This window comes from bacterium (assembly GCA_016786595.1).
GTDB lineage: Bacteria > Bdellovibrionota_C > UBA2361 > SZUA-149 > JAEUWB01 > JAEUWB01.
In genome coordinates this window covers 12,089-26,183 of the sequence record JAEUWB010000060.1, presented here as the reverse complement: position 1 = coordinate 26,183, position 14,095 = coordinate 12,089, and the positions used below count along the sequence as shown (strand labels likewise).

The 14,095-nt window shown below is 44.3% G+C and carries 11 protein-coding genes and 1 riboswitch; of the genes, 8 read left to right on the top strand and 3 right to left on the bottom strand.

Going from position 1 to position 14,095, the window contains the following annotated elements; genetic code table 11:
* Positions 1 to 16: 16 nt before the first annotated feature.
* A complete protein-coding gene (locus JNK13_10830; GenBank protein MBL7663231.1) occupies positions 17 to 1,207 on the top strand; it encodes a thiolase family protein in 1,191 nt (396 codons plus the stop codon).
* A gap of 152 nt (positions 1,208 to 1,359) precedes the next feature.
* Positions 1,360 to 3,174 carry a threonine--tRNA ligase gene (locus tag JNK13_10825; GenBank protein ID MBL7663230.1) on the top strand — a complete coding sequence of 605 codons (1,815 nt, stop codon included), beginning with the start codon at positions 1,360 to 1,362 and terminating at the stop codon, positions 3,172 to 3,174.
* A 108-nt stretch (positions 3,175 to 3,282) separates the two neighbouring features.
* Here the strand turns inward: JNK13_10825 and JNK13_10820 are convergent, their stop codons facing one another.
* The gene (locus JNK13_10820; protein ID MBL7663229.1) at positions 3,283 to 5,190 is read right to left on the bottom strand and encodes a TonB-dependent receptor; all 1,908 of its coding nucleotides are present in this window, start codon (positions 5,188 to 5,190) and stop codon (positions 3,283 to 3,285) included.
* Between the two features lie 53 nt (positions 5,191 to 5,243).
* A riboswitch (cobalamin riboswitch) is annotated at positions 5,244 to 5,439 on the bottom strand.
* Positions 5,440 to 5,496: 57 nt separating this feature from the next.
* Between JNK13_10820 and JNK13_10815 the strand changes: the two genes are divergently transcribed.
* From JNK13_10815 to JNK13_10795, 5 genes are all read left to right on the top strand, one after another.
* Complete coding sequence (locus JNK13_10815) at positions 5,497 to 6,018, top strand: dTDP-4-dehydrorhamnose 3,5-epimerase family protein (protein ID MBL7663228.1); 522 nt, start codon at positions 5,497 to 5,499, stop codon at positions 6,016 to 6,018.
* Positions 6,005 to 7,447: a glycosyltransferase gene (locus tag JNK13_10810; protein MBL7663227.1), complete on the top strand. Its 1,443-nt coding sequence runs from the start codon at positions 6,005 to 6,007 to the stop codon at positions 7,445 to 7,447. The genes JNK13_10815 and JNK13_10810 overlap by 14 nt, the downstream gene beginning before the upstream one ends.
* Entirely contained in the window at positions 7,447 to 8,085 is a 639-nt protein-coding gene (locus JNK13_10805; protein ID MBL7663226.1) for a Rieske 2Fe-2S domain-containing protein, read from the top strand. Before JNK13_10810 ends, JNK13_10805 begins: the two co-directional genes overlap by 1 nt.
* Complete coding sequence (locus tag JNK13_10800) at positions 8,082 to 9,185, top strand: hypothetical protein (GenBank protein ID MBL7663225.1); 1,104 nt, start codon at positions 8,082 to 8,084, stop codon at positions 9,183 to 9,185. Before JNK13_10805 ends, JNK13_10800 begins: the two co-directional genes overlap by 4 nt.
* 62 nt (positions 9,186 to 9,247) lie before the next feature.
* Positions 9,248 to 10,030, top strand: a complete 783-nt coding sequence (locus tag JNK13_10795) for an MBL fold metallo-hydrolase (protein ID MBL7663224.1) — start codon at positions 9,248 to 9,250, stop codon at positions 10,028 to 10,030.
* Between the two features lie 321 nt (positions 10,031 to 10,351).
* Here the strand turns inward: JNK13_10795 and JNK13_10790 are convergent, their stop codons facing one another.
* Together JNK13_10790 and fabD are read right to left on the bottom strand one after the other, a co-directional pair.
* On the bottom strand, positions 10,352 to 11,650 hold the full coding sequence (locus JNK13_10790) for a hypothetical protein (protein MBL7663223.1): 1,299 nt from the start codon (positions 11,648 to 11,650) through the stop codon (positions 10,352 to 10,354).
* A 66-nt stretch (positions 11,651 to 11,716) separates the two neighbouring features.
* Positions 11,717 to 12,637, bottom strand: coding sequence for an ACP S-malonyltransferase (fabD, locus tag JNK13_10785; protein MBL7663222.1), 921 nt, complete (start codon positions 12,635 to 12,637; stop codon positions 11,717 to 11,719).
* Between the two features lie 110 nt (positions 12,638 to 12,747).
* Here fabD and JNK13_10780 point away from each other — a divergent pair, with 110 nt between their 5' ends.
* On the top strand, positions 12,748 to 13,935 hold the full coding sequence (locus JNK13_10780) for a response regulator (GenBank protein ID MBL7663221.1): 1,188 nt from the start codon (positions 12,748 to 12,750) through the stop codon (positions 13,933 to 13,935).
* Positions 13,936 to 14,095 lie beyond the last annotated feature (160 nt).

Genomic DNA, 14,095 nt, shown 5'->3' with positions numbered 1-14,095 from the left:
ATCTAGATAGGAATTTATGAATCAAGCATATATTTGTAGCCCTGTGCGTACCCCGATTGGTTCATTCATGGGCAGTTTAGCTGCACTTAGTGCCACCGAACTTGGAGCAGCCTGCGTTAAAGAAGTGCTTTCGCGTAGTGGTGCCCCGGCAGAGACAATTAATGAAGTGATTATGGGTAACGTCTTGAGTGCGGGGCTAGGTCAAGCACCTGCTAGACAAGTTGGCATCAAAGCCGGGCTTCCAAAGCATGTCCAAGCGCTAACGATTAACAAAGTCTGTAGTTCGGGACTAAAGGCCGTGATGTTAGCAGCGCAAAGTATTGCAACTGGGCAATCCGAAGCCGTGATCGCAGGTGGCATGGAAAGCATGACCAATGCACCTTACTACTTACCGAAATTCCGTCTCGGCGCGCGTCTGGGCCATGCCAGCGCAGAAGATGCAATTATTCGTGATGGCTTATGGGATGTGTATAACGATTTTCACATGGGAAGTGCTGCGGAACTTTGCGCTAAGGAGCATCAGGTTAGCCGCGAAGAGCAAGATGCTTTTGCCGTTGAGAGCTATCGCCGAGCGCAAGCTGCTATAGCCAACGGATTTTTTAAAGATGAAATCTTGAGTTTAACTGTGGGGACCGGCCCGAAGGCAACCACTGTTGCAACTGATGAAGAACCTTCGAAAGTTAACTTCGATAAAATCCCAACGCTTAAAGCTGTCTTCAATAAAGTAGAAGGGCAAATAGAGGGGACTGTTACTGCGGCAAATGCTTCTTCAATTAATGACGGTGCATCAGCAATGCTTGTCTGCTCTGAGAGCTATCTCAAGAAGCATAACTTAACTCCAATGGCACGCATCGTGCAGTATGGAACTCACGCCCAGGAGCCGGAGTGGTTCACTACCGCGCCAATCGGTGCAGTTGAAACCGTGCTCAAGCAAGCTAAGCTTGATACACAGCAAATTGATTTGTTTGAACTGAATGAGGCGTTTTCTGTGGTGGCAGTAGCTTGCTCACGCGGGCTTAAGCTTGACCCAGCCAAGGTTAACATTAATGGAGGAGCAGTCGCGCTGGGGCATCCAATTGGAGCATCTGGAGCACGTATTCTGACGACTTTGCTCTACGCATTAAAGCGCACTCAGGGTCGCACAGGAATTGCGTCTTTGTGTAATGGTGGCGGTGAAGCGACGGCAATGATTGTGACGCTGGTCTAGACCATTGTCATCCTGAGCGAGGACTGAAAGGACGAGTCGAAGGATCTCCAAATAATAAATCACAGCGGTATGAGATTCCTTCATTCAAGAATTAATATAAATTTGTAAAAATATTGAGCAACAATCACGATTGAAAACTAATAAAGGTACTTATGAACGAGATCGACGCAGATAACAGTAAAAGTGGCGATGCCTTATATAAGCTCCGCCACTCACTTGCCCATGTACTTGCGCAAGCAGTTTTAGAGCTTAGGCCCAAAGCAAAACTTGCCTTTGGACCACCAATTGATCACGGATTTTATTATGACTTTGATCTTGGTGAGCCGATTACGCACGACGATTTGCCGAAAATCGAAGAGCGCATGCGACGGATTATCGGAGAAAAACAACAATTCGAGCAAATTACTCGCAGTCTTGATGAATCGGTTAAACTGCTTAGCGGACGCGGCGAAGTTTATAAAGTCGAATACGCTCAAGAATTAATTGAACGTGGCGAGAAAACTCTCGGGTTCTATAAGAATGGCCCCTTTGAAGATATGTGTCGTGGACCGCATGTTGTTCACACCGGAGAAATTCCCAAGGATTGCTTTGCGCTCGACAATATTGCGGGTGCTTATTGGCGTGGCGATGAGAAGCGCCCGCAGCTGACACGAATTTATGGACTTGCCTTTCAAACTAAAGCCGAACTTGAAGCCTTTCAAGAACAGCGGCGCTTAGCCAAGGAGCGAGACCACCGTAAGCTCGGCACGGAATTAGAAATTTATACGATTGTTGATAAGATCGGCCCTGGGCTTCCACTCTGGATGCCGAACGGAACAGTATTGCGCGACCAACTGGAAAATTACGCCAAGGAAATTGAATTCAAGGCCGGCTATAAAAGAGTTGCCACGCCACATATCACCAAGGCAAATCTCTATTATACTTCGGGGCATTTGCCTTATTATAAAGGTAGCATGTTCCCGCCGATGGAAGTTGAGGGAGAAGAGCCCTATTTCCTTAAGCCCATGAACTGTCCGCATCATCATATGATTTATAAGTCGCGGCCACGAAGCTATCGCGAATTGCCGCTAAGACTTGCAGAGTATGGGACCTGCTACCGTTTTGAGGATTCAGGAGCACTCTCCGGCTTACTCCGGGTGCGCATGTTAAGCATGAACGATTCGCACATTTACTGTCGCCCCGACCAATTGCAAGAGGAATTTCGCGCAGTACTTGACTTACATGCGATGTATTACAAGAAATTTCGCTTAAGCGACTATTGGATGCGGCTTTCCTTGCACGACCCCAAGAACAAGGAAAAGTATGTAGATGATCCAGAAGCTTGGAAGTATTCCGAAGGAGTAATCAGAGATGTCCTTAAGTCGATGTCTATTCGCTATAGTGAGGGCATGGATGAAGCTGCCTTTTATGGGCCAAAGGTAGATTTCCAAATCAAAAACGTGATTGGACGCGAGGAAACAGCATCAACAAATCAACTTGATTTTGCGATGCCAGGTCGTTTTGATTTAACTTACGTTGGCGAAGACGGCAAAGAGCATCGACCTTATATTATTCATCGCGCTCCGCTGGGCACGCATGAGAGATTTTTAGCATTTTTGATCGAGCATTTTGGCGGGGCCTTTCCAACTTGGATGGCACCAACTCAAGTAAAAATCGTGCCTGTTGCTGACAAATTTAACGATTACGTGGATTCTCTAGAGCGCGAATTTGTTGATAATTTAATACGAGTTGAAGTTGATCGTTCAACTGAGTCCTTTAATAAAAAACTACGTAATGCAATTACAACAAAGACGCCCAACATTTTGATTGTCGGAGGCAAGGAAGCCGAGGCAGGTAATGTCACTTGGCGGCGTTACGTAACTCCAGAGCAGAAGACCATGTCGCGTAGCGATTTCTTAGGTTTGATTAGGCTCATCAACAACACCCGCACAATGGATAATTTTGCGGATGAAGTTTTGCCAGGGTAGTGTTTTGCAAGCTTAGGCTTGAACTTTTCCTTATCCTTCAGCTTCTATGCAAAAGAGGCAGGAGAAGGGTAAGGAGAATTAAAAGTTCAAGCCTAAGCAATCTACGGCTTACAAACTTAAACTCACACCCGCATAAGCACCAAAGCCTCGCGTGCCGTAGCCAAGCACTTCCTCATATTCCTCATCAAAGAGATTCTCGAGTCGAAGGTAAGTGCTCAATTTTTCACTGAAGGCGTATTCAGCACCAAGATCAGTTAGGAAATAGCTTTTTAAGGATACGCGCTCAGCAGGAAATTGATTGAAGTCGTTATCAAAACGACGACCAATGTAACGTAGTTTTAGTTTTAAGTTTAAATTTTCAAGGGCTTGAAAATTTACTCCGATACTCCCTTTGTGCTGAGGACGTCGTAAAAGCTCTGTTCCGGTGATCTTATCTTCAGTATCAGTCCAAGTATATGTGAGAGTTGAATTAAGTTGCTCGCTAAAATTGGTTTTGTATGTAGATTCGATGCCGCGCGTTTCTGCCTCCTGAATATTTTCAAACTTGAAAGTATTTGGGTCAAAAGAGATTAAGTCGTTAAAATCTTGTGAGAAATAAGTCAGACTCAGTACGGAATTGAAGATCTCGAAATTTTTCTCAATTCCAAAATCATAGCCAGTTGATGTCTCGGATTTCAGGTCTTTAAAACCGTAACTAGAGTAAAGCTGATAAAGCGAAGGAGCTTTAAACCCAGTCCCGATCGATCCTTTAATCGCAGTGTTGATTGCTTCCAGTTTATAGAGCGGAGTAACCCGCCAGGTTGTCTCAGCATCCGATGTATCAGGGTCGTCATGTCTTACGCCGGCTCCGACTGAAAGTGCACTTGTCACGGGGAGCTGATGTTGCAGATAGAAAGCATTAGTGCGTGCCTGTTGCTCAGCTAGATTATCCTCGAAGGGACCAAAAATGCCGTCACTAAAAAAGTTTGCCTGAGCTTTTTCTTCTTTGGTGAGTAATCCAAATACAGTCGTGCCCAGTGTAGCTAAATTCGCTGTGTTTTGCAGTTCGAAAGCAAGCTTATCTCCCGCATAATCGCTACGTAGAATCTCTAAAGGGTTTAATTCATCAGGATCCGAATCATCGTCGTAGCGATTTTTAGCCCAGCTGACCGAGAAGAGATGAGAAAGCTGATTACTGATGCTTGTGAAGTCAAAGTTTGATCGAAGTGACATTTCTTCGTTGTCTAATTTGCGATTTAAATCATCGCCGCCGGCTCCTCCAAAGTTATCTAGATCTGAATGAGCATTATGGTAGCGACCGAATAAACTAAGTTTGCTTGATTCGCCTATTTGTTGAGTAGCAGAGCCGTTAACTGTCAGGCGGTCATAGGGATCGGGCTCGTTGTTGCCTAATCGAGGGGCAGCTGAAGAAATACTGTGAGAATGGATGTGTGCCGCGGAAAGGCTAAAAGACCGCGTTTCACTGCCCGCAGTTGCTGCGGCACTTTCGGCAAATGTCCCATAGCTACCAGCTTCAAGCTTGACTCTATTACTTAAGGGACCTTTTCCGGTTTTGGTAAAAATCTGGATTACGCCGCCCATTGCGTCACTGCCATAGAGTACACTCTGCGGGCCGCGCACTACTTCAATGCGATCGATGTTATTAACTGGTAAATCGGCAAAATTATAAGCATGTGTCGGGTTAATTGGGCTATTTAACTCGACTCCATCAACTAAGACCAAAGTATGTTCTGGATTAGCGCCTCTTAAGAAGACAGAAGCGTTACCTCCAAGAGAGCCACTTTGTATAACATCAACCCCGGGTAGATCTCTTAATAAGTCTGTCAGATTAGAGCCAGCTTGAGGAAGATAATCGTCGACTTTAATGAAGCTGGTTGAGCTTGCAACCTCTGCTGGGTGTTGTTCAATCTTGGATGGCGTAACAATAATGTCGCTCTCTTCAGCGACGATTGAACTTGTAACGACAAAAGAGAATAAAATGGCAAACGCTGCCAGCGAATAAGAATGAGCCTTCATGACTACTCCACAGATGTATAACTACTTAAATCCCCAATCCACGAGGGAAAAGTAACAGAAAATAAATACTTGATAGGTCTTCTGGCTTATCGGATTTTTTGCCTTCTACAGCTTCCCACAAAATTGCAGTGCTTGATTGTAAAATGCGTGCCGAAATTACAGCGGCGGGACCGCGGTGGAATTGAGTTTTTTACTCGCACCACACTTCCCTTGAACCAAGTGACCTCTATCTAACACCTGCAGGTTGATGTTTCAAGCACTAGATGCGATAATTGAAATTATAAAAATTTATTTCATATATAGACTATGCTTACGCTTGAAGACTTTATTGACGATCAACCCTGGACGGAAAATGTTCAGCCTTTTTCTGAAATTGCAATTGAAAACCAAATTGAGGGCGTGAAAATACAACGTTTGCTTACTCATGCTGATCAGCGCGGGGACCTTACGGTTTTACTCTCGAGCTTATATACCGATCAACGCACTGAACATGTTTATCTGGTGACTGCTCGAGCCCAGTCAGTCCGTGCTTGGGTCTACCACAAACACCAGCACGATCGCTTGGCTTACACCAATGGTGATATACGAGTTGTGCTGTTTGATTTGCGTAAGGATAGCCCAAGCTATCAGCGATTAAACGTGATTGATGTGGGTAGTGCTAACAGAGTTCAGATCACAATCCCGCCTTTTGTTGTGCACGGTGTGCAGAACCGCGGATCAAGTGATGCTTATTTCATTAATATGCCCACACGTGCATACGATCCAAGTAATCCCGATAAGTCGCGCTTACCTAAAAATCATCCTGACATTCCTTATGTCTTTGACTAGTCATCCTTTTTTCTCGATCATCATTGCAACTTATAATCGTGGCCAACATATTTTACCGACGATACAATCAGTTTTGGCGCAAGAGTTTCAAGACTTTGAGCTCCTGATTGTCGGTGATTGCTGTACCGATCAGACGGCAGAAGTCGTTAAACCCCTATTAAATGCAAGAATTCGCTGGTTTAATTTAGCTGAGCGTTTTGAATCACAGAGCGGGCCAAATAATTTTGGCATACAAAAAGCTCAAGGCAGCCATATCGCCTATCTTGGACATGATGATATTTGGGCCCCTGATCACCTAACCGAACTCGCAAGAGTTTTTAAAGAATCAAAACCAAGCTTCGCAATCTCTGGAGCAATACTTCACTCCCCGCCCGGGATTAATCGACCAATTATTACTGGGATGTTTGAAAATTCTGAAGCAGCTCTCCAGCATTTTTTTCCGCCATCGAGTCTAGCTCATACACGCGCTGTAGTAGAGCAGATTGGGACTTGGAAAAATCCCTATGAATGCTCTGCTCCAGTTGATGCTGATTTTTTATTGCGAGCTGCGCAAGCGGGGCTTAAATTTGTTTCGACAAATAAACTTACAGTCCATAAATTCACTGCCGCTCAGCGCTATTTGAGTTACTTAAAAATTAGCTCTGACGAACAAACTGAAATGCTGAAAACGATTAACTCTGATAATTATCGGCAATTTTTGGAAGAATGTTTATCTCAATCGAAAACTTATGATCAATTCATGGCCCTGCCATATGTTGATTTCAGCAAATTTACTCCTGGCCAAATTGCTCGAGAGAATCATTGGCGCAGGGGCCTCAAAGGTAGAGCGTTAAAGCGCTTTGAGATTTGTGAATTTATTGCAGAAGAAAAAAAAGCGATGGCACTTGACTGGACAACTAAGTTATCCAATGACTTACGCTGGGTAGGAGTAAATCCCTTGCCACAGATGCTGATCCCTTACACAGGAGATGTGCAAGTTAATCTAAGTATTTTATTCGCGCATCGGGACCCTCGAGCATTGGAAGTTATAGAATGCCAAGTTAGCGATTTAAGTGCTCAATTCGCCATGGGCCAGCCCTTTAAGGTTGATGAGCATTATGAATGTCTCGGAGTTTTATCAATACACTTGGACAGGCAAGCAGGCTTGGTTTTAAAGCTAATTTTAAACTCTCTGCAAAAGCGTAGCGAACAAGCAGGCGGAATTGGCTATAGCTTTATCTTTATTTCCGAAAAAGGAGATGGAGAAGCTCAGCGCTATCTTGATGAAGCAATCTCCTCGCGGAAGTCAAGGCCAGTTAAAACTTTTGCCGAAGCAGATTATCTTGAGGTAAATCCCGACGTCAGAGCAGCGCTTGAGCGCGGTGAATTTCCATCAGGAGAAATGCATTATCGACTACATGGCCACTTTGAAGGCCGCTCACTGGGTTAATGTCGACCTATTTTGCGCTAAATGCACCCTTGGGTAGTATAAAATCTCGTGGTAAACTATTAGGCATGCCTTCACGTCGAAATTTTATTTTTTTTACTTGTTGTTTGCCGCTCTTTTACTTGTTTAGTTGCAAGCGTAAATATAAGCGACCCGCTGAGCAACTCGATTTAGGTGAACCCAGAAACTTACTTGCCCCGCAGCAATATCTAAAACACGCTTCAATCTTGCTTTTTAAGGACGATCGAGGATTTTCTGCATTGAGTATGCGCTGTAGCTACGATGGCTGCGACCTGACAGATGGCGACCAGGCGCTTACTTGCAGCTGCTGTTCTTCACGCTATAAATTGAACGGACAAGTAACGCGTGGACCTGCAGCTGAAAATCTTTCCTTTTACGAAATTAATTTTCAAGAAGGGCACCTTTTTGCCAATTCAGCAAAAACAGTCAATCAGAATTACCGTTTTCTGAGCAAAGAACTTGATGAGTTAATTAAAAGTCTAAAATTTGCCCCGGGCGAAACTCCTTCTTCGGTAGCGATTCCCGACCCGCTGCTTGGCCGCGACAGCACGGACTATAAAAATAAGGGCATTCTGCCTGACGATACCTACGAGATGTCTGATTTTCAAAAAGGCCGATGATACGCTTATTACGCACAAGCTCGTTTTGGTGTTTAATTTTCTTAACCTCAAGCTGTGTCTTCATTCCACAAGGTGCAAATTATCAAGGACCAAGCGCATTAAGTGCCGAACAAACTGCTTACTATGCTTACACACACAAAAATATTACTGCTCAAGAGGTGATGCTCGAAGATCGCACGCAATATTTCCTCAGGCGTATTCATCTTGCGACTGAATATGGCGAAGTAACAGTTGACTATTATCAGCAAAAAAATTCTTCACCGAATTTAATCTTAGTTTTCCCGATTCTTGGCGGAAACTACTTCATCGAAAACCATTTCGCGGATTATTTTACCGTGCACGGCATTGATGCGGCAATCGTGCACCGTGATCTGGAATTTAAGAAACCAAAAAACGTTCCAAACATCGAAGAAATATTTCGTAACAGTGTGATCCGTGATCGGATTGTGATGGACTATTTTCAAGCACAATATGGAAAGGAATCATTTGCCTCTTTTGGAATTAGCCGTGGGGCGATTAATGCGGCAATGACAGCTGGGGTCGATTCACGTCTGGAACATAATGTTTTTGTCCTGGGTGGAACGGATATCGTTGAAGTATTTAAAACTAGCGACCAACCGGGGCTAGAAAAATATCGCCGACGTGTGCGTAGTGCTTTAGGGATCACGGACGATGAGTTTTATAAGTTTTTAGAGAAAAACATTAAGACTGACCCCAAGAACTTATCTCCGGCAATTGATGCGCGAAAAACATTACTGATGCTAGCGCGATTTGATCACACGGTTCCCTATGCCAGCGGTGCCAAGTTAAGAGAACAAATTGGAGACCCTGAAACACTAATTTTTTTAGGCAATCACTATACGACTTTGATTTTTACCCAGATGGTAAAGATTTTGCCTCCGATTGAAGAGTTTTGCTTGTTCCCCTTTGACTATGTCGAATCCGAAGCACTGCGCTTTTATAATCGGTCTTTTAAAACTGGCAAATGGCGCTGGAAAGACGTGCCACTAACATTTTTTCATGTGCCTTTCGATATTGGGGTTAAATTTTACCGTCTCTTTACTGGTGTATGCGGTAAAGATAAAGTTTCTACGCACTAAACATGATTTTGTCATATCTATGGATTTTTCTTTTATTCGTATTTTATAAACAACCCTGCGCTATGGCTGAAGAATTAAAAATTCATTTTTTTGATGTTGGTGAGGGAGATGCTGCATTACTGAGTTTCGACGATCGACACTACTTAATCGATACTGGAAACGCTAAATCAATTTATAGTTTAGCTGGTAAACTGGACAAAATTACGGATCAACTGGCTGGTATAATAATCACACATCTACACCAGGACCATCTTGGCGGCTTTTTCTATCTCTATGAAAAATTTAATCGACCATTTGTTTTTGATAATGGCGCGGCGATTCCTGGGATTGAAGAGCCTTATCGTTGGTATGCAGAACTCGCCCGCAAAACTAATCCGCGGAATTACCGCGCGTTAACGCGCGGCGATAAAATCAACCTAGGTGCTATTAATCTTGAAGTTTTAGTTCCGACACTTGAGCGTTTTCCTGGAGATGATTGGAATGAGAATTCACTTGTAATTAGACTCCAGTATGGGAAATTTTGCGCTTTACTGATGGGGGATGCATTAATTGCTACTGAAAAATTCCTGCTTGAGCATGAAGCTAGCTTAAAATGCGATTTAGTTAAGCTTGGACATCACGGGTCGAAGTATACCGGCGATCAGGACTTTATTACTGCTGTGAGCCCTCAATATGCTGTGCTTAGTGTTAATCAAGATAACGTGCGTGAGTATCCAAGTAGTGAGGTCTTAGAGCGCTGGAAATTATCTGGGTCGAAACTCTTACGTACAGATCTTAATGGTGATATCGTTTTCACGGTTGCAAAAACTGGAGCGATTCAGCAGCAAAGCGCATCCGGAAAATAAAGCTGTTACACCAAGAAGTAAAACACTATAGCGTAGCTCGGATTAAGTCCTAGGTTGGCAATATCTTTCGTCTATGCATTTGGTGTCATTGCGAACGAAGTGAAGCAATCTGTTAACCGATATATTGATATCTTTTCGTGCTAAGTGAACAGATTGCTTCACTTCGTTCGCAATGACGGGTGAAAACTAAGTGAACAGAGTGCTTCAGTTGCGCTGCGTTCGACCGCGGTCTCGGTCAAACGCTCACGCCGAGACCTACCTTGTAATGACTCAAGGCGCAAAGAGATTGCAATTCGATGGAGTCTGCCCAGCCTTACTTCCCTAGTGGTTGAGTAGGAAGCGGCGATAATCATCAAGAGCTTTTTTGAAATCAAAGAAAGAATACGGCGCATCAGCGGCAAGAGAATCCTTATTTTGTGCGTTACTTACCCAAAACTGTAAATCAGTTGGTGAATAGATAACGTTCTGAAAATTTGATTTCATAATTATTTGCGGAATAATGGTGTTCATTAGTAACTGCGGAGAAATTTCCCCACGGTACTTTGAAAGCAAATCAGTCATCAACTCATTGTAGTGCCCACCGTAAACAATATTCTGAATCGCCGGTAAATGCTCCTTATGATCGCGCACATCCGTGTTGGGCGGAAATGCTAAAAAACGATTACGGTCTTTGACGTAAAGCTCGCCTTCACCAGTTTTTCCATCAGTCATTAGGAATGCATAGGAATTCGTTCCAACAGTGTCACGTAAAATTCTTCGCACATCGCTTAAGTCCTTGGCGTAAGTCATCACGTCGCGCAGCATAAAAGGCATTGGTGTGCCCTGTAATGTTTCACCAGGAGGGTCGCCATATCCCATCTCTCCAATGGTAATGCCTTTTGCATTCATGCCTGAGACTGAACCGAGGTAGCCAGCCCAGCCGATATTTGCATAGGGAACTCCTTGATCTGGAATGCCCACAGTAATCAGTGCGTATTCGTGCAGGCGTGAAATGCGATGCAGCCCCCAATCTAAAATTCTTACAGCGTAGAGTTTGCCATCGACCGTTGCGCCTTCCTGAGCACCGAGATTGCTGCACGATGTTCCCAGGTCGATTCCTTTCATCTGCTGCTTGATTACATCTTTAATTTTTTTCTTTCCACCCCACTCTCCGATGTCTGCCAGTATGTGCATCCTGAGAATTACTTTCAGTGGCATGCGTGCGCCATGGGCCAGGCCGCGCATCTCTTCAATATGCTCGACGGGAATGTATGGAACCATGCGTGTGAACGCTTCGTCAAAAAGCTCTTCGAAATGAAATTTTTTTATTGCTTGGTCGTGGATATATCCAATGTTGTCTTTGATTTCTTGGCGCAGCAGTACGCCCTGTTGATAGCCTCGTTCATAAGGGCTACCTGCCACGTAGATTACCCGAACTCGACCATCCTCGGTGCGGTCGAGGCGTGCCTTAGCCAAGATCCTCTTTTCATCTGCTGCCGAGTCGATTACATCGCTTCGTACGAGCACATTCATCGGGTCAATGCGCAAGTAAGCACAGGAAGATAGGAGTGGCAGCAGTAAAAAAAGTAATACAAATGACTTAGACATCACACCAACCGCATAGAGAAAAAACAGTAGCAAGCATAGCGCTACCTAGCTCTATTCTACACGATTTAAGCTTGCTCAGCTTAGAATATTTAATAAATTTTATGCGTTTAGAAACTGAGCTAAGCCCTGAAGTTGGTCTGGCTTATCTACATTGTAACTAGCGATATTAGTATTAATGCGCTTGAGAAGCTTCGCGAGCACATCTCCCGAACCAAATTCAATTGCCTTGTTCGTGCCTGTTTCTGAGAATAGTCCTTGCATGCAGTCGACCCAACGCACAGAGGCACAAACCTGATCTTTTAAAAGTTTTCGTGCATCAGCGGCTGACCTCACAGCTTTACCCGTGACATTAGCGTAAATCGGGAAAAGCGGGTCTTTAAATGCTACCGTATCAAGGTCAGGACTGAGCTGATCAGCTGCAGCCCGCATTAGTGAGCAATGAAACGGTGCGCTGACATTTAGCGGAATAATTTTTGCACCGGCTTCCTTAAGTAGTTTTCCACCTTGTTCAACCCCAGTCACGTCGCCAGACACGACTGTCTGTCCAGGTGAGTTTAAATTCGCAATTTCAGCCACTCCAGCACTAACATTGGCCAGAACTTGACGGATCTGCTCCTCAGTCGGCCCCATTACAGCAATCATTTTACCTGCGCCAGCGGGCACTGCCGCTTGCATATATTTGCCACGCTTATTCACTAATACTAGGGCATCTTCAAGTTCGAGGCTGCCAGCGGCGGCAAGTGCTGAGTATTCACCAAGACTGTGCCCTGCTGCAGCAACCGGGTTTAGACCGGCAAGTTTAAATGCAAGATAACTGACAAGTAAAATCGCAGGCTGTGCATTCTGCGTGAGCGTTAGTTCGTCGATTGGCCCCTCGAAGCAAAGCTTGGAAATAGAAAAACCCAGAGCCTCATCTGCACGGGAAAAAATTTTCTTAGCCTCGTCTGAAGCGTCGAAAAACGCTTTACCCATACCGACGCTTTGAGATCCCTGTCCGGGGAAAAGTGCTGCAAAAGCCATATCACCTCACATCTGTTTGAAGCTGATCGAAATAGTATGAACGGGATAAAATATCAAGAATATCGCATAAAATGTCGATATCTCTCTTTGCGGTAAGAAGGTTTTACAAAATGGTTCAACAAGAGTCGTCTAAAGGGCAAGCGCCCAAAGCTGCGGAACGTCGCGAAAATCAGGGCAAAATCCTGGTGATCGATGATAATGAAAGTGTGCTGATTGCTGTGCGTGAGTTTCTGCAAACACATAATTATCAAGTGACCACAGTTAGCAATCCAATGAAGTCAATTGAAAGCCTCAAGTTCGAGCGTCCAGATTTGATTATCTGCGATATTATGATGCCCGGAGTAGATGGACGCGATTTACATGCAGCGATTAAGCAAAATCCAGAATGGTGCACAATCCCGTTTGTTTTTTTAACGGCACTTTCTTCGAAGCCCGATATCCAAAAAGGTAAAGCATTAGGTTGCGATGACTACTTAACAAAACCCTTTGAGCTCGACGAAATGTTGGCTGTAATTAAGGGCAAGCTTACGCTTGCACATGCGCGTACAAATGGCAGTAAGGTTCGACTTGATAGTTTCCGTAAACAGGTTCTAAACAGCTTATCGCATGAATTTAAAACACCGCTTGTCGCAGTTTGCACTGGCAGTGAATTATTGCGAGAAAAAATTACTGATACCCAAGACCAGCAAAACCCTGAAAACATGCAGCAGCTCTTGGATTCAATCCAGCACGGAGCGCAGCGTCTGCAGCGCTTGGTTTCAGACTTCATCAGCTTGCAACAAATTGAATCTGGCGCGGCAGCAGTTTCGTTCTCTAAAATGCGCTCGCGCATCGCAGTCGAATCACTAATCGAACAAGCGATTGAATTTACTCAGCCCAATATGCGAACTGGACGTGTAGTGAATTTTGAGCGAGGGCCCAAACCGCATTTTATCCACGTCTATTCTGTGCAAATGATTGAAGCCTTGCGCCAACTCCTGAGTAATGCTGATAAGTTTTCTCCACTAGAGCATCCAATTCAAATCGCTCTGGCACGTAACGGCGACAAGGTGAAAATGAGCATTCATGATCATGGTCCAGGCATGACCAAGGAAGAACTTGCTTATGCTCAGGAGATGTTCACGCAGATTGACCGTGAGAAGCGTGAACAGCAAGGCGCTGGTCTGGGGCTTGCAATTGCCAGCTACTATGTAGATTTAAATCAAGGTTCAATCCAGTTTGAACGGAAAGCTGCAAACGCAGACGGACAGACAGAATTCGAGGTGACCCTTGAATTTGCGCTTCTGCCTGAATGTTAGCGCGAACTTGCCCTTCTACTGCTTAATTTACTATTATAGCGTTTCCCGAAACTATTTTGGATATGTAGCAAACACAGCTAAGCTATAAAAAACATTTCCTTTGGGTGGATTAAGCTATATATAAGTTTATTTTTAAAAGGGAAACGCTATTTACTGGTTG